General features: G+C 64.6%; 22 protein-coding genes. 13 read left to right on the top strand and 9 right to left on the bottom strand.

What is annotated here, in order from left to right:
• Nucleotides 1-45: 45 nt before the first annotated feature.
• The gene (locus tag J7573_RS00940) at nt 46-531 is read right to left on the bottom strand and encodes a flavin reductase family protein (protein ID WP_294323856.1); all 486 of its coding nucleotides are present in this window, start codon (nt 529-531) and stop codon (nt 46-48) included.
• Between the two features lie 316 nt (nt 532-847).
• Here J7573_RS00940 and J7573_RS00935 point away from each other — a divergent pair, with 316 nt between their 5' ends.
• Complete coding sequence (locus tag J7573_RS00935; protein WP_294323853.1) at nt 848-2,254, top strand: cytosine permease; 1,407 nt, start codon at nt 848-850, stop codon at nt 2,252-2,254.
• 141 nt (nt 2,255-2,395) lie between these two features.
• On the opposite strand, the gene J7573_RS00930 is transcribed toward J7573_RS00935, so the two are convergent.
• Nucleotides 2,396-4,021, bottom strand: coding sequence for a methyl-accepting chemotaxis protein (locus tag J7573_RS00930; RefSeq protein WP_294323849.1), 1,626 nt, complete (start codon nt 4,019-4,021; stop codon nt 2,396-2,398).
• A 234-nt stretch (nt 4,022-4,255) separates the two neighbouring features.
• Nucleotides 4,256-5,458: an NAD(P)/FAD-dependent oxidoreductase gene (locus J7573_RS00925; protein ID WP_294323846.1), complete on the bottom strand. Its 1,203-nt coding sequence runs from the start codon at nt 5,456-5,458 to the stop codon at nt 4,256-4,258.
• A gap of 268 nt (nt 5,459-5,726) precedes the next feature.
• On the opposite strand from J7573_RS00925, the gene J7573_RS00920 reads away from it, so the two are divergent.
• Entirely contained in the window at nt 5,727-6,266 is a 540-nt protein-coding gene (locus tag J7573_RS00920; RefSeq protein WP_294323843.1) for an Rrf2 family transcriptional regulator, read from the top strand.
• Between the two features lie 118 nt (nt 6,267-6,384).
• Here J7573_RS00920 and J7573_RS00915 read toward each other — a convergent pair whose 3' ends face one another.
• On the bottom strand, nt 6,385-7,290 hold the full coding sequence (locus J7573_RS00915) for an AraC family transcriptional regulator (protein ID WP_294323841.1): 906 nt from the start codon (nt 7,288-7,290) through the stop codon (nt 6,385-6,387).
• 103 nt (nt 7,291-7,393) lie between these two features.
• Between J7573_RS00915 and J7573_RS00910 the strand changes: the two genes are divergently transcribed.
• From J7573_RS00910 to J7573_RS00890, 5 genes are read left to right on the top strand one after another with little or no spacing between them, the layout of a single operon-like run.
• Nucleotides 7,394-7,954, top strand: a complete 561-nt coding sequence (locus J7573_RS00910; RefSeq protein WP_294323840.1) for a carboxymuconolactone decarboxylase family protein — start codon at nt 7,394-7,396, stop codon at nt 7,952-7,954.
• 48 nt (nt 7,955-8,002) lie between these two features.
• Nucleotides 8,003-9,067 carry an acyl-CoA dehydrogenase family protein gene (locus J7573_RS00905; protein ID WP_294323838.1) on the top strand — a complete coding sequence of 355 codons (1,065 nt, stop codon included), beginning with the start codon at nt 8,003-8,005 and terminating at the stop codon, nt 9,065-9,067.
• On the top strand, nt 9,064-9,885 hold the full coding sequence (locus J7573_RS00900) for an ABC transporter ATP-binding protein (RefSeq protein WP_294323836.1): 822 nt from the start codon (nt 9,064-9,066) through the stop codon (nt 9,883-9,885). Before J7573_RS00905 ends, J7573_RS00900 begins: the two co-directional genes overlap by 4 nt.
• Nucleotides 9,872-11,077 carry an ABC transporter substrate-binding protein gene (locus J7573_RS00895; RefSeq protein ID WP_294323833.1) on the top strand — a complete coding sequence of 402 codons (1,206 nt, stop codon included), beginning with the start codon at nt 9,872-9,874 and terminating at the stop codon, nt 11,075-11,077. Before J7573_RS00900 ends, J7573_RS00895 begins: the two co-directional genes overlap by 14 nt.
• Nucleotides 11,077-11,832 (top strand): ABC transporter permease, encoded by a 756-nt coding sequence (locus J7573_RS00890; protein ID WP_294323831.1) that lies wholly within the window; start codon nt 11,077-11,079, stop codon nt 11,830-11,832. Before J7573_RS00895 ends, J7573_RS00890 begins: the two co-directional genes overlap by 1 nt.
• 111 nt (nt 11,833-11,943) lie before the next feature.
• Here J7573_RS00890 and J7573_RS00885 read toward each other — a convergent pair whose 3' ends face one another.
• Both J7573_RS00885 and argC read right to left on the bottom strand, forming a co-directional pair.
• Nucleotides 11,944-12,630 carry a GNAT family N-acetyltransferase gene (locus J7573_RS00885; protein ID WP_294323828.1) on the bottom strand — a complete coding sequence of 229 codons (687 nt, stop codon included), beginning with the start codon at nt 12,628-12,630 and terminating at the stop codon, nt 11,944-11,946.
• Between the two features lie 73 nt (nt 12,631-12,703).
• Complete coding sequence (argC, locus tag J7573_RS00880) at nt 12,704-13,639, bottom strand: N-acetyl-gamma-glutamyl-phosphate reductase (protein ID WP_294323825.1); 936 nt, start codon at nt 13,637-13,639, stop codon at nt 12,704-12,706.
• Nucleotides 13,640-13,753: 114 nt separating this feature from the next.
• On the opposite strand from argC, the gene J7573_RS00875 reads away from it, so the two are divergent.
• Nucleotides 13,754-14,635 carry a LysR family transcriptional regulator gene (locus J7573_RS00875; protein WP_294323822.1) on the top strand — a complete coding sequence of 294 codons (882 nt, stop codon included), beginning with the start codon at nt 13,754-13,756 and terminating at the stop codon, nt 14,633-14,635.
• A 64-nt stretch (nt 14,636-14,699) separates the two neighbouring features.
• On the opposite strand, the gene J7573_RS00870 is transcribed toward J7573_RS00875, so the two are convergent.
• Nucleotides 14,700-14,906 carry a 4-oxalocrotonate tautomerase family protein gene (locus J7573_RS00870; protein ID WP_294323819.1) on the bottom strand — a complete coding sequence of 69 codons (207 nt, stop codon included), beginning with the start codon at nt 14,904-14,906 and terminating at the stop codon, nt 14,700-14,702.
• An 18-nt stretch (nt 14,907-14,924) separates the two neighbouring features.
• Entirely contained in the window at nt 14,925-15,659 is a 735-nt protein-coding gene (locus J7573_RS00865; protein ID WP_294323817.1) for an SDR family oxidoreductase, read from the bottom strand.
• A gap of 123 nt (nt 15,660-15,782) precedes the next feature.
• On the opposite strand from J7573_RS00865, the gene J7573_RS00860 reads away from it, so the two are divergent.
• Both J7573_RS00860 and J7573_RS00855 read left to right on the top strand, forming a co-directional pair.
• Complete coding sequence (locus J7573_RS00860; protein ID WP_294323814.1) at nt 15,783-16,703, top strand: LysR family transcriptional regulator; 921 nt, start codon at nt 15,783-15,785, stop codon at nt 16,701-16,703.
• Between the two features lie 50 nt (nt 16,704-16,753).
• The gene (locus tag J7573_RS00855) at nt 16,754-17,065 is read left to right on the top strand and encodes a hypothetical protein (RefSeq protein ID WP_363262849.1); all 312 of its coding nucleotides are present in this window, start codon (nt 16,754-16,756) and stop codon (nt 17,063-17,065) included.
• Between the two features lie 58 nt (nt 17,066-17,123).
• Here the strand turns inward: J7573_RS00855 and J7573_RS00850 are convergent, their stop codons facing one another.
• Nucleotides 17,124-17,774 carry a TIGR04211 family SH3 domain-containing protein gene (locus J7573_RS00850; RefSeq protein ID WP_294323811.1) on the bottom strand — a complete coding sequence of 217 codons (651 nt, stop codon included), beginning with the start codon at nt 17,772-17,774 and terminating at the stop codon, nt 17,124-17,126.
• Nucleotides 17,775-18,056: 282 nt separating this feature from the next.
• On the opposite strand from J7573_RS00850, the gene J7573_RS00845 reads away from it, so the two are divergent.
• The 3 genes from J7573_RS00845 to J7573_RS00835 all read left to right on the top strand — a co-directional run bounded on the left by J7573_RS00845 (nt 18,057) and on the right by J7573_RS00835 (nt 21,180).
• On the top strand, nt 18,057-19,400 hold the full coding sequence (locus J7573_RS00845) for an OprD family porin (protein WP_294323809.1): 1,344 nt from the start codon (nt 18,057-18,059) through the stop codon (nt 19,398-19,400).
• Nucleotides 19,401-19,487: 87 nt separating this feature from the next.
• Nucleotides 19,488-20,084, top strand: coding sequence for a TetR family transcriptional regulator (locus J7573_RS00840; RefSeq protein ID WP_294323806.1), 597 nt, complete (start codon nt 19,488-19,490; stop codon nt 20,082-20,084).
• Between the two features lie 349 nt (nt 20,085-20,433).
• Complete coding sequence (locus J7573_RS00835) at nt 20,434-21,180, top strand: SDR family oxidoreductase (RefSeq protein ID WP_294323804.1); 747 nt, start codon at nt 20,434-20,436, stop codon at nt 21,178-21,180.
• Nucleotides 21,181-21,183: the final 3 nt, after the last annotated feature.

Genomic DNA, 21,183 nt, shown 5'->3' with positions numbered 1-21,183 from the left:
TCGCCAGGCTGCGCAGGCGCCAGGTGTCTCGATTCAGAATAGGCTTCAGGCAAAGGCCGGCAGGCTGGCCATCTTGCCGCGGCAGTAGACCATCGGCCGAGGCGCTTCCTCGGGGACGATCAGGTTGTGCACCTTGCCGACCATGATGGCGTGGTCGCCACCTTCATATTCGCGCCACAGTTCGCATTCGATGACAGCGGTGGCGCCGGCCAGGATCGGGTTGCCCAGTTCGCTCAGGGTCCACTCGATGCCGGCGGCCTTGTCCTTGCCCTTCTTGGCGAACGCGTAGGCTTCGGCCTGCTGCCCACCGGAGAGCAGGTGAATGGCGAAGCGCTTGTTCTTGATCAGGACCGGGTAGGAGTCGGAGGTGTAGTTGGGGCAGAACAGCACCAGCGGCGGGTCCATCGACAGGGAGGAGAAGGCGCTGGCGGTCAGGCCGACGACCGAGCCGTCGTCGTCCAGGGTGGTGATGACGGTCACGCCGGACGGGAAGGAGCCCAGGACGTTCTTGTAGATGCTTGCGTCGATCATCTGGTGTACCTCTAAAGGGCTGCGGTGGTCCGCGGTTTTTATCGTTGATGTGTCTGATGGTATACCGTAATACCTATTTTGCAAGTGGAATTTTCAGCCGTGGTTTTTCACGATGAACGGCGCAAGGCCACGTAAACCGTGGGATAGAGTGCTGAGGCGGTTTGTCGCAGGGGTTGTGCGAGCAGATCAGCGGGCGTTTTTTCCTACGGATCAGTGTTGTCAAAAGTTTGGAATACCATAATATGGTCCGCAGCTGAGAGGCCGCCTAGATGCGGTTTCCTTACAAAGATAAAAACGACCTTTCGAGCTGAATCCTATGTCCCAACCGTCGTCGCAACACCAGTTTGTCGAGAATCACACGGTCGATTACGTTCCACCTGCCGAGCGCCATGGGAAGGCGCGCGACCTGTTCACCCTCTGGTTCAGTACCAACATCGCGCCACTGCCTATCGTCACCGGCGCCATGGTGGTCCAGGTGTTCCACCTGAACCTGCTGTGGGGGCTGATCGCAATCGTGCTGGGTCATCTCGTCGGGGGCGTGTTCATCGCCCTGGCCTCTGCGCAGGGACCGCAGCTGGGCATTCCGCAGATGGTCCAGAGCCGCGGCCAGTTCGGCCGTTACGGCGCCTTGCTGATCGTGTTCTTCACCGCGCTGATCTATGTCGGCTTCTTCATCTCCAACATCGTCCTGGCGGGCAAGACCATCCATGGCATCGCCCCGAGCGTGCCGATGCCAGGCGCGATCGTGATCGGCGCCCTGAGTGCGACGGCCATCGGCGTGATCGGCTACCGCTTCATCCACATCCTCAACCGCATCGGTACCTGGGTGATGGGTTCGGCACTGCTGGCCGGCTTCATCATGATGTTCGTCCAGGAGCTGCCGGCCGACTTCCTGACCCGCGGCGCGTTCAACCTGTCGGGCTTCATCGCCACGGTGTCGCTGGGCATCATCTGGCAGATCAGCTTCTCGCCGTACACCTCCGACTACTCGCGCTACCTGCCGCGTGAAGTAGGCATCGCCAAGCCGTTCTGGGCGACCTACTTCGGCGCCACCCTGGGCACCATCCTGTGCTTCAGCTTCGGCACGATCGCGGTGCTGTGCGTGCCGGATGGCACCGACGCGATGGATGCGGTCAAGCAGGCCACCGGCTGGCTGGGCCCGATCCTGATGGTGCTGTTCCTGCTCAACATCATCAGCCACAACGCCCTCAACCTGTATGGCGCGGTGCTGTCGATCGTTACCGCGATCCAGACGTTCGTCGCCGAGTGGACGCCGAGCATCAAGGTGCGGGTGATCCTGGCTTCGGTGATCCTGGTGGGCTGCGGGATGGTGGCGCTGAATGCGTCGGCCGGCTTCATCGGCCAGTTCATCGGCCTGATCCTGGCGCTGCTGCTGGTGCTGGTGCCGTGGGCATCGATCAACCTGATCGACTTCTACCTGATCAAGAAGGGCCAGTACGACATCGCGTCGATCTTCCGTGCCGACGGCGGCATCTATGGCCGCTTCAATCACCACGCGATCATTGCCTATGCCTGCGGGATCCTGGTGCAGTTGCCGTTTGCCAACACGTCGCTGTATGTGGGGCCGTATTCGAACATTGTCGAAGGGGCTGACTTGTCGTGGCTGTTTGGCCTGCTGGTGACGGTGCCGCTGTACTACTGCCTGGCGACGCGCGGCAAGGCTGCCGTGAAGGCGGGTCGGGCGATTTGCGTTAACGATTGATTTTAAAGAAGGGGCTGCTTTGCAGCCCTTCGCGGGCACGCCCGCTCCCACAGGGATTGCATAAAGCCCAAGGCTTGCGCTGTACCTTGTGGGAGCGGGCGTGCCCGCGAAGGGCCGCAACGCGGCCGCAGCTGTTTCAGATCAGACCTTGAACTGCGCCACCATGCCATTCAGGTCCACGGCAAGGCGCGACAGGTCCTGCGCCGCCGCACTGGTCTGGTTCGCCCCCGCCGACGTCTGCATCGCCAGGTCACGAATGTTCACCAGGTTGCGATCCACCTCCCTCGCCACCTGCGCCTGCTCCTCGGAAGCACTGGCGATTACCAGGTTGCGCTGGTTGATCGAAGCGATCGCCTCGGCAATCACCTCCAGCGCCTGACCCGCACCCTGCGCCACTTCCAGCGTGCCGTTGGCCCGCCCGCGGCTGCTGTGCATTGCCGACACCGCCCGCTCGGTACCGTTCTGGATCCCGGCGATCATCTGCTCGATCTCTGCCGTCGACTGCTGGGTACGGTGGGCGAGGGCGCGCACCTCATCGGCCACCACGGCAAAGCCACGACCTGCCTCACCGGCGCGGGCTGCTTCGATCGCCGCGTTGAGCGCCAGCAGGTTGGTCTGTCCGGCAATTGCGCCGATCACGTCCAGCACGCGGCTGATCTCGTTGGCGTTGCTGGCCAGCTGTTCGATCTCGCTCGAGGTGCCGGTCACGTCATTGACCAGATGCTCGATGGAGGCCAGGGCCTGGTTGACCTGATCGCGGCCATCGCGGGTGTTCTGGTCGGCACCTTTCGAAGCATCGGCCGTGCTGACTGCGTTGTTCGCCACTTCTTCCACCGCCGCGGTCATCTGGTTGACGGCGGTGGCGGCCTGGTCGATTTCCGCGCTCTGCTGGTGCAGGCCGCGGCTGGTGTCCTCGGTGACGGTGTGCAGCTCTTCAGAGGCGGAGGCCAGTTGGTCGGAGGAGGCGGCGATCTTGCGGATGGTCTCGCGCAGGCTGTTCTGCATGCGGCTCAGGGCGCGCAGCAGCAGGGCCGGCTCGTCGCGGCCGACGACCCGGATATCCTGGGTCAGGTCGCCAGTGGCCACACGCTCGGCCACGGCGACCGCATCGGCCAGCGGCACCACGATACTGCGGGTGAGCACGGTGGCGATGGTGGCCAGGGCAATCATGATGACTGCCAGCGAAGCGATGATCGCGGTGAAGGCCTGATCGGCAACATCACTGCTGCGTTGCGAAGCATCCTCGGCACCTTTGCCGTTGTAGGCAATGAGCGCGGCCATGGCTTTCATCATGGTGTCGGCGTACTGGCTGAGCGGACCAGTCATCTGCTGCTTGGCCTCATCCATGCGGCCGGCGTTGATGTCCTGCAGTACCCGGGCCTGGAGGTCGAGGTATTGCTGGTGGGCAGCATTGAAGGCGTTGAACAGGGCACGGTCATCGGCGGCGATGATGGTGTCCTCGTAATCTTTCAGGCCACTTTTGAGCTGCTCGTTGATGCCTTTGAGCAGGTCGATGTTGCGCGCACGCTCGGCGGTGTTGTCATCCAGCGCGGCGCGCAGGGTGACGGCGCGGGCACGGCCGAGGTTGGTGCTGATTTCACTGAGGGCGACCACGGCGGGCATCCAGGTGACACGGATCTCGTCCGTGGCCGAATCCATCTGCCGGGTTTCATAGATTGCGATAAGGCCCATGGCCAGGACCAATGCGCCCAACAGGGCGAAAACGCTGGTAGCGCGGGTGCCGATCTTCATATTCCGTAACTGCATGGAATGCTCCTTGACGTTGGCGTGCAGGCGTCAAGAGCATGGACGGATGGCCGGGCCACCGGGGATGGTGCCAGGCTCTCGATGCGCTGCGGATTTAAGTGTGTGCCTCACCCTCTTGAATCTGTTTTTATTTGAATGATGCCATATGGCCATTAATATTGACCAGTCATTCAATGTAAATACATTTCCCGACAAATCCGTCATTTTTTGACGGATCTGTCAGGTTTTTTGCACTTAGACGATCGCGATCAGCGGGTCGGCAGCAGCCAGTGCCTGGGCGCGATCGGCGGCTGGTGGGTAGATCCATACCCCGTTGATCTGGCGCTTCAGGTCCTTGCCTTCCTGGCCCTGCAGTTTCAGTTCGCGCTCCCAGCCTTCACTGAAGGCCGCACCCCATTCGCCGAGGTCCAGGCAGGTGACGTACTTGGGTTGACGGTAGACCACCGGTGCTACGCCCAGCAGGTCGGCCATGGCGTTGTTGCCGGAATGGCGGCCCATGGGGATCGCGTGCTGGCAGGTCATCAGGGCATGGTTGCCCAGCTCGTCGACGGCGGCCCAGGCGGTGTCACCGGTGGCATAGATGTGGTCCTGGCCGATCACCTTGAGGTGGTCGTCGACCTTGAGGCGGCCGAAGTTGTCACGCTCGCCGACGACCTGGGCGGTCAGCGGGCTGGCTTTGACACCGGCGGTCCAGATCACGGTCTTGCTGGCGATGTACTCACCGCTGTCCAGGGTCACGCCGCCGGCATCCACCGCCACCACCGAGGTGCCGGTCAGCCACTCTGCGCCAGCCTGTGCACTGGCGGCGACGATCGACGGGGTGATGCCGGCACCGAGTGCGGCACCGACGCGGGTGCCACGATCGATCACCAGTACCCGTACTTCAGCGTCGTTGCCGAGGATGGCGCGCAGGCGGACGGGGATTTCCGTGGCGGTTTCGATGCCGGTGAAGCCACCGCCGCAGACCACCACCGTATTACGTGCCGGCGAGGCGGGCAGGGCGGCCAGGCTGTGCAAGTGCTGCTCGAGCTTCACGGCCGACTCCATCTGGTCGACATCGAAGGCATGTTCGGCCAGGCCTGGAATCGCCGGGCGCGCCACCTGGCTGCCGGCGGCGAGGATCAGGCGGTCGTAGGCAATCTGCTGACGCTGGCCATCGACATCGGTAAAGCTGACGCTGCGGCCTGCGGCATCGATGGCCTCGGCGTTGCCGGTGATGAAGCGCACGCCGACTGCATCGAACAGTTCACCGACCGGTGCCTTCAGGCTGTGCACGTCGGCCTCGTAGAAGCGCGGGCGGATACGCAGTTCCGGTTGCGGGGCGAGCACGCTGATGCTCAGGTCGTCGCGCTGGGCCTGGTCGAGCAGGCGGGCGGCGCTCAGGGCGCTCCAGACACCGGCAAAGCCGGCACCGATGATCAGGATGTTCGATTTCATGGAAGTGCTCCGCAAGGTTGAAGAGGGCTTCGAGGGCGTTGGTTGTGCTGCTCGAATAACTACGACTGTATTGATCGTAGTTTGAATCGGCAAGCGTTTTTTTTGAACGGGCAGCGGACGACAGGCGGTAAAAACCGGGCGGATGCCTTTGTGGCTGGGCTTTAAAGGGAAAGTCGGGGGCATGAAATAGCGATGAATGGCGCAGGTCAGCTTTGCGCTGCGCCCGTGATCAGCGTAGTATTTGCGACAAAGTTGGTCGGAGATTTATATGTCGCTCTACAGTGCTGGCGTCGAATACGGCATCCATTGCCTGCTGTACCTCGTGGATGAACGAGGTGATACCCGTGAGTCCAGCGTGCGTGACCTGGCGGAGCTGCAGGGCGTGCCGCAGGAGTACCTGGCCAAGGTCTTCACCAAGCTCGCCCGGGCCAAGCTGGTGGCGGCCACCGAAGGCGTGCGCGGCGGTTTTCGCCTGGCCCGGCCGTCGGACGAAATCACCGTGCTGGATATCGTCAACGCCATCGACGGGCCGAAGAAGATCTTCGATTGCCGCGAGATCCGCGAACGTTGCACCTTGTTCGAAGGTTCAGCGCCGGGCTGGGCGACCGAAGGCACCTGCGCCATACATGCGGTGATGCTGGGGGCGCAGAAACGTATGGAAGAGGCGTTGGCGCAGCAGACCATCCTTGACCTGGCACGGCGGTTTGGGCGCAAGGCGCCGGCCGAGTTCGGGCAGCAGGTCAATGAGTGGATGTGCGAGCGACGTGATGGCAAGGGGGCGGGGGATATCCCGGTCAGCCAGGCCTGAATCTAACGCCTGTCCCGGCCTCTTCGCGGGCGAGCCCGCTCCCACAGGTACTGCACAGGTATTGAAACCTGTGGCGATCCTGTGGGAGCGGGTTTACCCGCGAATAGGCCAGTACAGGTCACCTTCCTTCATGTTGCCGACGATAAGCCCCAGGCTGCACCCCCATGGCCTTGGCGAACGCCCGGGTAAACGCAGCCACCGACTGATACCCCACCTGCCCCCCAACCTGTTCCACGGTATTGCCCGCCTGCAGCAACCGGCAGGCATGGCGCATGCGCAGCGCCAGCAACACTTGCCCCGGCGACTGCCCGGCCAGTTCATTGAAGCGCTTGAAGAACGCCGAACGCGACAACCCGGTGCAGGCTGCCATGCTCTCCAGTGTCCAGGCCTGGCCAGGCTGTTCGATCAATTGCTCCAGCAACCCGGCAAACGCCGGCTGGCGGGCGAGGGCGACCAGCCCGCCCAGCGATTGCCCGGCGTGTACCTGCTGGCGCAGCACATACAGAAACAGCAGGTGGGTCAGGCGCTCCAGCAGCATTTGCGAGGGCGAGCGCTGGCACTCCTCCAGAATCAGCCCGAACAACGCCCGCGCCGCATGCCCGGCCGGTTCATCGGCGCGCAGCACGATCCAGTCGGCCAGCCCTTCGACGATCAGTGACGACAACCCGGGGCGGAAGTCGAAGAACCCGCAGACCAGGCCCACACCATCGCTCGCCGTCGCATCCAATGCCTGCATCTCACGGCGTGGCTGCTCGCAGGCTGCGATCGGGTCCTGGTCGCTGGACAGCCGATAGCCCAGGTCGCGCAGCAGGAACACGGCATCGCCGGTTGCCAGGCGCACGGCCTCGGCCTGGCCATCGAGGTGCAGCCAGCAATGGCCCTGCACCACCAGGTGGAAGCTGGCGCGGCCCATGCCCTGGGTGCTGGCATGCCAGCCGCCGCAGTAGCGGCCGACATGGAACAGGCTGGCGTCGAGCTCGAGGCTTTCTAATAACCAATCGACAAGATGGCTGGATGAAATCATCTAATGCAAAGACTCAGGAGCAAGGAAAGGCGACTGATGAATATGGAGGGTAATTCTTATAACCAACAGACTGTAGCGACACACATCAACAGGAGACCACTCCATGACCTCGCGCATTACTCTACACACTCTGCAGAGCGCCCCGGAAGCGGCCCGCCCATTCCTCGAAAACGCCCAGAAGAACTCCGGTTTCATTCCCAACCTGCTCGGCGTGCTGGCCAACGCCCCGGCAGCGCTGGAAACCTACGTCACCGTCTCGGCCCTGAACGGCAAATCCGAGCTGACCCTGGCCGAGCGTGAAGTGGTACAACTGATTGCCGCCACCAAGCACGGTTGCGATTTCTGCGTCGCCGGCCATACCGCCGTGGCCCTGAACAAGGCCAAACTGCCCGCCGAAGTGGTCGACGCCCTGCGTGCCCGTGGCGAACTGCCAGATGCCCGCTACGAGACCCTGGCCGAATTCGCCCGTGAAGTCATCGCCACCCGCGGCAATGTCAGCGACGCCACCTACCAGGCCTTCCGCGCAGCGGGTTTCACCGAGGGCAACGCCCTGGAAGTGATTCTTGGCGTGAGTCTCGCAACCCTGTGCAACTTTGCTAATGTGTTCGCCCAGACGCCGCTCAACGACGAGCTGAGCAAGTACCGCTGGCAGCCAACTGCGTAATTGACGCCTGGCGCTGGTGGCGCCTGCGATTTCAAAAGGAGTAGGGACATGCTTGATGCTGCATTTCGTCAGTGGCTGGATGCCAACGCCGAGGCTATCGACCAGGGCCAATGCGACCCGCAGCAGGTGCTGGCGCACATCGCCGAATCGCAACTGCTGCGCGTCGGCGTCGCCCCGGTACTGGGCGGCAGCGGGGGCGCGGTCACCCATGCGGTCGAAGCCATCGCCGCCATCGCCAGCCGCTCACTGGCCGCAGCCTTCGTCTGCTGGGGCCAGCGCGCGTTCATCGAATACCTGCTGCAAAGCCCCAACCAGGCCTTGCGCGAGCGCTTGCTGCCCAGCCTGCTGACTGGCGAGCTGGCCGGTGCCACCGGTTTGTCCAACGCCATGAAGTTCCTCTCCGGGATCGAGACCTTGCAGGTGCGTGGCCGCCCCGACGCGGCGGGCTGGACGCTGGAAGGCCGCCTGCACTGGGTGACCAACCTGCGCAAGAGCGGCTTCGTCGTGGCAGCGGCCATCGAGGACGACGCCGGCGGCTCGCCGTTCGTGATGGCCATTCCCTCCGACAGCCAGGGCCTGGAGCGCTCCGACGACCTGGAACTGATGGGCCTGCAATCGAGCAATACGGCAGCGCTGGCGTTCCACCAGGTCGAGTTGAGCCGCGACTGGCTGCTGCACGAAAACGCCCGCGAATTCCTGCCCAAGGTGCGCCCGGCGTTTCTCGCCCTGCAGTGCGGCATGGCCATCGGCCTGGCGCGGCGGTCGCTGCACGAAGTGCATGAACACCTGCACGGGCGCCTGTCGTTCCTCGAAGAACACCGTCAGGTGCTCAAGGAACGCCTGGAAAACACCGTGGCCGAGCTCAAGCAAGGCCTGCTCGAAGAGCGCTTCCAGAGCCAGCCGGCGGCGCTGTTCAAGCTGCGCATCACCCTGGCCGAAAGTGCGGCCGACGCCGTGCAGCTGGAGCTGCAGGCCAGCGGCGGCAAGGCGTACCTGGATGAGTTCGGTGCCGGCTTCGCCCGCCGCTGGCGCGAGTCGGCGTTCGTGCCGATCGTCACCCCAAGCCTGGTGCAACTGCGCGCCGAGCTGCATCGCCAGGCCGCCAGCGCATGAGCCAAGCGTTACTCGAAGCCCGCGAGATCAGCCTGGGCTACCCGCGCGAGGGCGGCTGGCAGGACGTGCTGGCGCGCTTCGACCTGCAACTGGCGCCAGGGGAGGTGGTGACCATCCTCGGCCCCAGTGGCGTCGGCAAGTCCAGCCTGCTGCGGGTGCTGGCCGGCCTGCAGCAACCGCGTAGCGGGCGCGTGACCCTGCACGGCGAGCCGTTGCAAGGGCCGCACCCGCGTCTGGCAGTGGCCTTCCAGGACCCGAGCCTGCTGCCCTGGCTGAGCCTGGAAAAGAACGTCGCCTTCGGCCTGGACTTCGCCCGCCAGCCCAAGCTGGCCGCAGCCGAGCGCCGTGCGCGCATCGACCATGCCATCAGCGCGGTGGGCCTGGCCCATGCGCGCAACCAGTACCCGGCGCAGTTGTCCGGCGGCATGGCCCAGCGAACTGCGCTGGCCCGCTGCCTGGCGCGCCAGCCCGAAGTCCTGCTGCTCGACGAGCCGTTCGGTGCGCTCGACGAAGTGACCCGTGCCGACATGCAGCAATTGCTGCTGCAACTGATCGCCACCCACAACACGGCGGCGGTGCTGATTACCCACGATATCGACGAAGCCCTGTTGTTGTCCGACCGGGTGCTGCTACTGGGCGACCACCCGGCGCACATCCTTGGCCAATGGCACATCGACCTGCCGCAACCGCGCGCACACCGGGTCGAAGAGCTGGGCGCACTGCGAATCGAGATCCTGAAAACCCTTCGGCGGGCAAGCCGCACGGCTGAACCTTCCCCTACCTCGTTGCCTTCGGAGCCTGCACATGTGCATGGATGACTGCTGTTCCGCCACTTCCCGTCGTGATTTCCTCAAGCTCAGCGCCATGCTTACTGCCGCCGGTGCCGTGCCACTGCTTTCCAGCCTGCAGGCCCGCGCCGCCGCCGAACCCGACGCGCCGGTGCGCATCGGCTACCTGCCGATCACCGATGCAACGCCGCTGCTGGTGGCGCACAACAACGGCCTGTTCGAGGCCGAAGGCATCAAGGCCGAGCGCCCGGTGCTGCTGCGCAGCTGGGCGCAGGTGATCGAGGCGTTCATCTCGGGCCAGGTCAACGTTATTCACCTGCTGTCGCCGATGACCGTGTGGGCACGTTATGGCAGCAAGGTACCGGCCAAGGTGGTGGCCTGGAACCATGTCGGCGGTTCGGGCCTGACCGTGGCGCCAGACATCACCGACATGAAGCAGCTGGGCGGCAAGACCGTGGCCATCCCGTTCTGGTACTCGATCCACAACGTGGTGCTGCAGCAGATGCTCAACGACAACGGCCTGACCCCGGTGTCGAAGCCCGCCAATGCTCAGCTGGCGGCCAACGAAGTCAACCTGCTGGTGCTGCCACCCTCGGACATGCCGCCAGCCCTGGCCAGCAAGCGCATCGCCGGCTACATCGTCGCCGAACCGTTCAATGCCCTGGCCGAGAACCTCAAGATCGGCCGCGTGCAGCGCTTTACCGGCGATGTCTGGCGCAACCACGCCTGCTGCGTGGTGTTCATGCACGAGCACGACCTTAACAACCGCCCGGAATGGTCGCAGAAGGTGGTCAACGCCATCGTCAAGGCCCAGCACTGGACCCGTGACCACCGCGCCGAAGCGGCAGCGCTGCTGTCCAAGGCGGGCCTCAACAAATACACCCCGCATGAACCGGCAGTGCTGACCAAGGTGCTGGCCCCGGCCGCCGAAGACCGTGCCAGCTACATTGCCAGTGGCGCGATTCAGCACCAGCAGTGGGATGAAAAACGCATCGACTTCCAGCCCTACCCATACCCCAGCTACACCGAGGAACTGGTCAAGCGCCTGAAGCACACCCTGATCGAGGGCGAAAGCGGCTTCCTCGCTGGGCTGGACCCGGCGCAGACGGCCCGCGACCTGGTCGACGACCGCTTCGTGCGCAACGCCATTGCCGCCGTCGGCGGCCCCTCGGTGTTCGGCATTGCCGAGAACTTCCAGCGTAGCGAGGAGTTCGCGGTCTGATGCGCAAGCACGTCGTCCATGCCGGCCTGGGTTTGGCCGGCCTGCTGGGGTTGCTGTTGCTGTGGTGGCTGGGGGTGCGGTTGTTCGGCGAGGCCGACGGCCTGTCGGCGCGCTTCTCGCCCCAGGCGACCCTGGCCAGCCTGGTCGAGTTGCTCGGCCAGGGCGAGGTCTATGGGCATGTCTGGGTCAGCCTCAAGCGCATTCTGGTCGGCTTGTTGCTGGCGTTGCTGATCGGCGTGCCGCTGGGATTGCTGGTCGGCAGCTACCGGCACCTGGAGGCGGCGACCACGCCGGCGTTCCAGTTCCTGCGGATGATTTCGCCACTGTCGTGGATGCCCGTGGTGGTGATGCTGGTGGGCGTGGGCGACCAGCCGATCTACTTCCTGCTGGCCTTCGCCGCACTGTGGCCGATTCTGCTCAATACCGCCGCTGGCGTGCGCCAGCTCGACCCGCGCTGGCTGCAGCTGAGCCGCAGCCTCAGTGCCACGCGCTGGGAAACCTTGTGCAAGGTGATCCTCCCCGGGGTGATTGGCCATGTACTGACCGGCGTGCGCCTGGCCATCGGCATCCTGTGGATCGTGCTGGTGCCGTGCGAGATGCTCGGGGTGAGTGCGGGGCTGGGGTATTTCATTCTCGATACCCGCGATCGCCTGGCGTACTCGGAGCTGATGGCGATGGTGCTGCTGATCGGCATGCTGGGGTTCATGCTCGATGCCCTGGCCCGCGGGCTGCATCGGCGTTGGGTGCATGCCTGACCGGCCAGTGTTGCTTCTTCGCGGGCACGCCCGCTCCCACAGGAATCGCGCAGGTTTCAAATCCTGTGTGGTCCCTGTGGGAGCGGGCTTGCCCGCGAAGAGGCCCTCAGATCAATGCACCGATCTGCGCTGCCGTACACATTCCTTGGCTTGCACCGTCAACTCATCCAGCCATTCATCGCGCTGTTGCTCGGCATCGAGCATGGCATCCTCACCCTGCTGATTGAGCAGGTAAGTGTGAATCTGCAGCACTTCGGCGGTCTGGTAGATCGGCGCAATGTCCAACCGACCGATCAGCGCACCACTGGCCTGGCCGGTGCTGCTCATCAGCACCTGCGGCCCGCTGGCGGCGACCACCTGCATGCCCATGCTTTCGAACCAGGGCACCTGATGGGCAAAGGCATTCAGTTCGACGCTGGCAAAGCGCGCCTGCACGTCACCCAGCAGGGCACGGGCAATGCCTTGGCGGCGGTGGCCGGGCGCCACGGCCAGAAACGCCAGGGCGCAGGCCTGGGGGGTGTCCTGGGCCGGCAAGGTCAGGGCGAAACCGAGCAACTGGTCCGGGGCGTCGGCATCCAGGGCCAGGGTCAGCTGCACCGCCAGGCCGCGGGTGCCGTCCATGGCCTGCAGGTACTGGTGCATCTCCATGCCGACACCGTACTGGTACAGCGGATACAGCGGGTTTTCGGCACGAATGGCGACGCTGCTCAGGTCGCCGACGTTGTGGATCACCAGCTCGCGGATCTGGTTCTGGAAGGATTCGGGCGGCACGCTGTCGAGGCGGCTCAGGATGAACATCGGTGGACGGGCTCCGGCTGCGGTTGGCTCACCCCGCGCCGGGTTGGCGCGGGGTGCACAGTCTAAACCCTTTTTAGCCGCGCATCGCGGCAAGCATCAGGTCGAGGTTCTGCACCGCCGCGCCCGAGGCCCCCTTGCCGAGGTTGTCGAACACCGCCGTCAGCACCACCTGGCCGTGCTCGGGGTTGGCGAACAGGGCCAGGCGCAGGTCGTTGCTGTCGTTCAGCGCCTCAGGGTCGAGCGGGGTGGCCGGGCCCTGTTGGTGCAGGGGCATCACTTGCACATGGCGGGCGCCCTGGTAGTGCTGTTCCAGGCAAGCCTGCAACTGTTCGGCATTGGCCTGGCCCGGCAGCAGGCGCAGTTGCAGCGGGATGCTCAGGACGATGCCCTGGCGATAGGCCGCGTAACCCGGCAGGAACATCGGCCGTGCCGACAGGCCGGCGTGCTGCTGGATTTCCGGCACGTGCTTGTGCGCCAGTTCCAGGCCATACAGCTGCAAGGTCGGGGCGTGCTCGGCACCCGGTGTCTCGTGCCGTTCCACTGCGGCGCGGCCACCGCCGGAATAGCCGGAAATGGCATGGATGCTCAGCGGGTAGTCGGCCGGCAGCAGGCCGGCCTTGACCAGTGGGCGCAGCAGGGCGATGGCGCCAGTGGGGTAGCAGCCAGGGTTGCTGACACGCTTGGCCTGGGCGATACGCTCGGCCTGCTGCCCGTCCAGTTCTGGCAAACCATAGACCCAGCCGGGTGTAGTGCGGTGCGCGGAGCTGGCGTCGATCACCCGCACAGCCGGATTTTCGATGGCCGCCACGGCCTCGCGGGCGGCGTCGTCGGGCAGGCACAGCAAGGCGATGTCGGCGCTGTTGATGGCGTCGGCGCGGCGCTGCGGGTCCTTGCGCTCGGCTTCGGGCAGGGTCAGCAGACGCAGGTCGCTACGGCCTTGCAGGCGGGCGTGGATCTGCAGGCCGGTGGTGCCTTGGTCGCCGTCGATGAAGACAACTGGAGTGTGCATGGTCGGGGTCCGGTCAGGGGAGGGGATGGCCTATGCTCGCCTGTGGCCTTGAGAAAGAAAATTTGAATATCATGATGCTGACGTTCAGTTTTGATGAATCAAGGATCGCCGCCCATGCGTGAAATCAGCCTCGACCGCCTGCGCACCCTGGTGGTGATTGCCGACCTGGGCTCCTTTGCCGAAGCCGCCCGCCAGCTCAACCTGGCGCCGCCCACCATCAGCCTGCACGTGGCCGAGCTGGAGGCGCGGGTCGGTGCGCCGCTGCTGACCCGCAACCGCAACCAGGTGCGCCCCACGACTATCGGCGAGACCTTGCTGGCACGTGCTCGTCGTTTGCTGGCTGATGCCGACCTAGCCCTGGACGAGGTGCGCCGCCAGGTCGAAGGCCTGACTGGGCGGGTGCGCCTGGGCGCCTCCACAGGGGCCATTGCCCATTTGCTGCCCAGGGCCCTCGAGCACCTGCGGGTGGCGCACCCCGGCATCGACGTGCAGGTTCAGGTGCTGACCTCCCAGGCTTCCCTGGCGCGTTTGCGCGAAGGCACCCTGGATATCGGCCTGGTGGCGCTGCCGCAGGTGGCTGGCAAGGGCGTCAGGCTCACGCCCTGGCGGCGTGACCCGATCCTGGCGTATGTGCCGGCCGACTGGCAGCCACCCGCCAAAGTCACTCCCGCCTGGCTGGCGCAGCGTGCGTTGATCCTCAATGACAACAGCACCCAGTTGTCGCGGGTGACGGGTGAGTGGTTCGCGGCGGCGGGCTTGTATCCCGAGCCGCGCATCGAGCTGAACTACAACGATGCGATCAAGAGCCTGGTGGGCGCCGGCTATGGTGCGACCTTGTTGCCGCAGGAAGGAGAGGCCGCCGAACTGGACCGGCGCATTGCGCGCCGGCCGCTGCGGCCTGGGTTGTGGCGCCAGCTGGGAATTGCCTGCCGGGAGGGGCAGGTGGAGCGGGCCACCGGGTTTGTGCTGGAGGCGCTGGAGCGCTTGCGCCAGTAGGGGCTGCTCCACACCTGTGGGCGCCGCGCTTGCCGGCGAAAGGGGCGCAGAACGCCCCCAGGGCTCAGCCCCGCTCTCGCAGGCGTACCGCCGTCACGGTCTCGCCGCCAACCCCCCAGTTGTCCGTCGGCACTTCCTCGATCACCACGAAGGTACTGGCCGGCGGCTTGCCCAGTACCTGTTGCAGCAACTGCGTGGTGCCCTCGATCAGCTGGCGCTTGTGTTGCGGGGTCACCCCTTCATCGGTCACCCGGATATGAACGTATGGCATGGCTGCTCGCTCCTCGGGTCAGTGCCAGGTGCCGGCGGTGCTACCACCGTCCACGGGCAGGATGACGCCGCTGACAAAGCGCGCATCGGTCAGGTACAGCACGGCATCCACCACATCCTGCGGGTTGCCCGTGCGACCGCTCGGTGACAGCCCGCCAAGCCCTTCGACGTTGCCGCTGTGCAGCGGTGTATCGATGATCCCCGGTGCCACTGCATTGACCTGCACGCCGCTGGCGGCCAGTTCCAGGGCCAGGCCTTTGACCGCCTGGTTGAGCCCGCCCTTGACCAGCACCGGCAACAGCGCCGGCACGCGGGTATCCGGCTGCAGGGCGATGGAAGCGGTGATGGCGATGATCTGCCCGTGGCCTTGTGCGGCCATCACCCTTGCCGCTGCCTGTGACGGATAGAAAAAGCCCTTGAGGTTGGTGCCAACCAGCGCGTCGACGTCGGCCTCGCTGTACTCGGTGAAGGGCTTGGGGATGAAGATCCCGGCGTTATTGATCAGGATGTCGACGCCGCCGAAGGTCGCCTGGGCCGTGGCGATCAGGCGCTGGGCAGTTTCGGCCTCGGCGATGTCGCCGGCCACGCCGACGAAGCGCTGCGGATGGCCGAGACGGGCGGCGGCCTGGTCCAGGCGTGCCTGGCTGCGGGCATTGCCGACCACGTTGTCGCCGCGTTCGAGGAAGGCCTCGGCGAGGGCGAAGCCCAGGCCGCTGGAGGCCCCGGTGATGATGACGGTTCTTGGCGTGCTCATGGTTGCGTTCTCCGAAAGTGAGCCGGTGGCTCGTGGTGGAGCTCACTGTAGGGCGCAACGCTTGCTTGAAAAATGAGCCAGATGGCATTTCAATCGATACACCATGTAATCAATCGAGCCGCCATGACCCGCCACTTCGACGACTTGCAACTGGGCAGCCTGGAACTGTTCTGCCTGGCAGCCGATACCGGTAGCTTCACCGCTGCGGCAAGCGAGGCCGGCGTCACGCCGGCAGCGGTGAGCCGCAGCGTGGCGCGCCTGGAAGAACGCCTGGGCGTGCGCCTGTTCGTGCGGACCACACGGCAGATGCGCCTGTCCGACGCCGGCCAGGCCTATTACCAGCAATGCCGACAGGCGCTCGGGCAACTGGTCGAGGCGGAGCGCCAGGCCACCGGTGGCCAGGCCGTGCCCAGTGGCCGCCTGCGCATCAGCGCGCCCACCCCTTATGCGCATCACCGTCTGCTGCCGTTGCTGCCGGCGTTCCGCCAGCGCTATCCACAGGTGCAGGTAGACGTGCACGTCAGCAATCGCAACGTCGACTTCGCCGAAGAGCCCTTCGACCTCGCCATCCGTGGCCGCGAGCCGGCCGATTCGCGGCTGGTGGCGCGGCGCCTGGAAGATGCCGAGTTGGTGGTGGTAGCGACGCCGGGCTACCTGGCCCGCATGGGTACGCCGCAGGTGCCGCAGGACCTGGCCGGGCATGAGTGCATCCAGTTCGAACTGGCCAGCAACGGCCGCCGCCCACCGTGGAGTTTCCGCATCGAAGGCCGCGCGGTCGAAATGGAGACCCAAGGTGGTTTCACCTGCCTGGGGGATTTCCTGGCGACCGCGACACTGGTGCGCCATGGTGGCGGCCTGATGCAGGCCTACCGCTTCACCGTGCAGGACGCGCTGGCCAGTGGCGAACTGGTCGAGGTGCTGGGCGCATACGGCGGCACCTCGCGTCCCTTCATGCTGATCTACCCCCAGGCCCGGCACATGCCATTGCGGGTGCGGGCGTTCATCGACTTCCTGTTTGCCGAGACTGCACGAGCGCGGAGCTGAACCGACACAGGGGACGATCGCCGACTATGCTTCTCGCTGCGTCGAGCCAAATGTCTCTCGATGACCATTCCGATTACCCAGGAGAACGCGACATGAGATACGTGACACTGCTGGTGGCTGCCACTTTGTTGAGTTTTGGTGCCCAAGCCGCTGATGAGGCCAAGACCAATTGCGAAGCAAAGATCAACAACCTGGAAGAGATCCACAAAACTGACGGGCAGGCGCTGCATGGCGGGATGGCGACTGACTATCAGAAGCTGCTGAAACAGGCCAAGGCCGCCCAGGCCAAGGGCGACATGAAAAATTGCCAGGCCAGTGCCGACCGGGCACTCACCATTTACAACAAGGCTCGCGGCAAGTAGCTCCACCTGGCAGGCGCCCATCGCCGGCTTGCCTGCGATGGGCGGCAACTGCCAAGGGTCAGAACCAGCGGTCGTTCTTCTTCCGGCCGCGGGTCAGCGCCGGCAGGATCAGCCCCGCCAGCAGGCCGGCACCGGCAATGCTGCCGCCATACACCATGTAACGCATCATCACCTGCTTGTTCTCGTCGCCCAGGCGTGCCTGGGTATCGCGCAGGCTCGACTGGCTCTGGTCGAGCTGTTCGTTGAGCGCCTGGTTGCGGGCTTCCAGTTCATCGATCAGCTTCTTGCGCGAGTCGAGGGTTTCCTGCATGCCCTGCACGCGGTTCTTCCAGCTGTCATCGATGGTCTTGAGTTGCCCGGACAGCTCCGCCACCTGGGCGTCGAGTTGCGGCAGGCGCTCGTTCTGGCCCGGTACCGACTGCAGGTCGTTGGTGAGGATCCACACCAGGTCGCCATTCTGCCCACGCACCTGGCTGTAGTTGCCCTGGCTGCCGACCAGGGTGAGTTTCTGCCCGGACTTGAGCGTGCCGACGATGCGGTGGCCATCCGTCGGGCCACTGCGCACATAGGTGCTCAGGCTGTCGCTGACCCAGCGCGCATCGCTGGCCGGCTCTTCGGCATGCGCGGGGACGGCAAGAGCCACGAGGGCGGCGAGCAGGCTGCCGCGCAGGGCAGGGAGGGCAAGAGAGGCTGGGCGGGATTCGGGCATGTTGGGTCTTCGCTGCAACAGGAAAAATAGGCCCGGTAACTGTAGATCAGCGACGGGGCCGGCGAACCGGTCGGTGAATTGACCGTCAGGGACAGACCGCATTTTTGTAAGCAGGTTCACTGCTGGATGTAGGAATTACCAACAGGATGTTGCAAAAGCCGCGCTAGAGGCGCTGCGCGCCCATGACACGATTGTAATGCTGCGATCACCTTGGCGTTATCCGCCAAGCCTCACTCTCCGACTCCGCCGACATAACAAAAAACGTCCCCCAAGGAGCTTCGGATGACCCGAACCGCACCCCTGTCCCTGGCTGCATGCCTGGCGCTGTCTGGCGTCAGTGCACCGGCAAGCGCCGCCGAAGAAGCAGCCGAAGGTTTTATCGAGGGCAGCACGCTCAACGTGCTCAACCGCAACTTCTACTTCAACCGCGACAACCGCGACGGGCCAGCCCCGGTGTACAACGGTAGCAAGCCGGCCAGCAGTGGTTATTCCGAAGCCTGGGCGCACGCCATCATCGCCCGCTACGAATCCGGTTTCACCCAAGGCACGGTGGGTTTCGGCCTGGACGCCTTCGCCATGCTCGGCCTCAAGCTGGACACCGGCGCTGGGCGCAACGGCGGGCGCAGTTCGTTCGATGTGCTGCCGGTGGACCACGACGGCCAGGCGCGTGACGAGTACACCAAGCTGGGCGGTGCCGCCAAGGTGCGACTGTTCGATACCGTGCTGAAAGTGGGTGATGTGTTCCCGGCCAACCCGGTGGTGGCCGCGGGCGATTCGCGCCTGTTGCCGGAGAGCTTTCGCGGCGTGACCGTGGCGAACACCAGCCTCAAGGACCTGACCCTGCAGGCCGGCCGCCTGCACGCGATGAGCCAGCCGGTCTCCAGCGACCTGCGCGAGAACTTCGTGACCTTCTACGGCGGCCCGGTGGACTCGCCCTGGATCGCCTATGGCGGTGGCGATTACAACCTCAACGAACACATCAGTGTCAGCCTGTTCAGCAGCCGGCTCAAGGATGTGTGGAACCAGTACTACGCCGGTACCAGTGCCAGCTGGCCGCTCGGTGAAGACCTCGCCCTGATCGGCGGCCTCAACTACTACAAGGCCGTCGATGAAGGCCGACAGCGCCTGGGCGAATTCGACAACGCTATCTGGAGCGCAAAAGCAGGGGTGCGCTTCGGCGCGCATACCGTGGCGCTGAGCCACCAGCGCAACAACGGTGACGATGACTTCGACTACCTGCGCCAGTCCGATTCGATCTTCCTCGACAACTCGATCCAGTACAGCGACTTCAACTCGCCCAAGGAGCGCTCGTGGATGCTGCGTTATGACCTGGACATGGCGGCCTATGGGGTGCCGGGGTTGTCGTTCATGACCCGTTACGCAAAAGGTACCGATGCCGACTACTCCAACGCCAACGCCTTCTACATGCGCCGCGACGCAGACGGCAACCCGTTGACCGACCAGAAGCGCTGGGAGCGGGATGTCGAGGTCAAGTATGTGGTGCAGAGCGGCGCGGCCAAGGACCTGTCATTGCGGGTGCGCCAGGCGACCACCCGGGCCACGGCGTTCGAGTCGGACCTGGACGAAGTGCGGCTGATCGTCGAGTACCCGCTGTCGGTGCTGTGAATTCACCTTTGGAAGCGCTCAAGCTCCTTTGGTTAAAGGTGGATGGTTTGGCGCCCCGGTCGGGGCGCCTTTTTTGATTTTTGCCCCATGCCCAACCTTGCTATCCTCGCCGGCACTCACCGCAGCGAGCCGAGCATGCCAAGACCGAAGAAGCACGACCTCACCACCGCAGACAGCAAGGCGCTGATCATCGATGCCGCGTTGCAGGTCATCCGCCAGGAAGGTGCAGGCTGCGCGACTTACCGGCGCATCGCCGCCGAGGCCGGGGTTTCGCCGGGGACCATGACCTACCACTTCGCCAACATCAACGAGATCGTCGCGGCGGCCTTCGTGAAGATGAGCAACGGCATCGCCGACCAGTACTTCCGCCAGCTCGGCGAGGCCCGTGATACGGCGCACGCCCGCGAACTGGTTGCCGACCTGATCTGCGGTGACCTGTGGAAGGCCTCGGGGCAGATGCTGCTGATCTTCGAGTTGTACACCTTCGTTTCGCGCAATCCCGAGTACACCTACGTGATGGATGACTGGATGGCCCGGTCGCGTCAGGCCCTGCAGATTCACTTCGACGAAAAGACCGCGCGGGCGCTGGATGCGCTGATCGAAGGCTTCACCATCCACAATGCCCTGAGCAAGACCACGGTCAGCCGGGCCGACATACTGGCGTTGATCGAGGCGATTGCGTGAAGAAAGCGCTGGCATCGTCAGCCGAATCAGCCACGCAACTTCCTGCTCCTGCTCCTGCTCCTGCTCTGCTTTTGCTTCTAAGCGCGCGATAGTTCAGTCGACGCAGAATGCGACTTCAGGAGGCCGAACGCAGGCGTCCTGAAGTCGCACTCAGCGTCGTCTGGACTACCGCGCTTAAAAGAAAAAGCAAAAGCAAGAGCAAGAGCAAAAGCAAGAGCAAAAGCAAGAGCAAGAGCAAAAGCAAGAGCAAAAGCAAGAGCGTATCCATGGCTGGGTTGAGGCGGGTCATTCCAATGCGATGTCTTTTCCCCTATTGTCGAGCCTTCCATCCCAAACGATCGGCAGTCCCATGGAGAAAGTCATCGTCATCACCGGTGCCAGCCGTGGCATCGGTGCCGCCACCGCCCTGCAGGCCGCCCGTGAGGGCTACCGCATCTGCATCAACTACCACACTGACGACCAGGCCGCCGAGCGCATCCTCGCCCAGGTCCGTGCGCTGGGCGCCGAAGCCATCACCGTGCGTGCCGATGCCAGTGTCGAAGACGAGGTGATCCAGCTGTTCCACCGCGTCGACCAGGAGCTTGGCCCGGTGACCGCACTGGTCAACAACGCCGGCACCATCGGCCAGCAAAGCCGCGTCGAAGACATGTCCGAGTTCCGCCTGCTCAAGGTGATGAAGACCAACGTCGTCGGCCCCATGCTCTGCGCCAAACATGCATTGCTGCGCATGGCCCGCCGCCACGGCGGACAGGGTGGCGCGATCGTCAATGTGTCTTCGGTCGCGGCGCGCCTGGGGTCACCCAACGAGTACGTCGACTACGCCGCTTCCAAAGGCGCACTGGATACCTTCACCCTCGGCCTGGCCAAGGAAGTGGCGGGCGAGGGCGTGCGGGTCAACGGCGTGCGGCCGGGTTACATCCATACCGGTTTCCATGCCCTGTCCGGTGACCCGGACCGCGTGGCCAAGCTCGAACCCGGCCTGCCCATGGGCCGCGGCGGCCGTGCCGAGGAAGTGGCCGAGGCGATCCTCTGGCTGCTGTCGGACAAGGCCTCGTACTCCACCGGCAGCTTCATCGACCTGGGCGGCGGACGCTGAAGG

It is taken from the genome of Pseudomonas sp., from assembly GCF_017744435.1.
In the GTDB taxonomy this organism is placed as follows: Bacteria; Pseudomonadota; Gammaproteobacteria; order Pseudomonadales; family Pseudomonadaceae; genus Aquipseudomonas.
The sequence above is the reverse complement of the archived record's forward strand: the minus strand, read 5'-3'. Positions and strand labels throughout refer to the sequence as shown.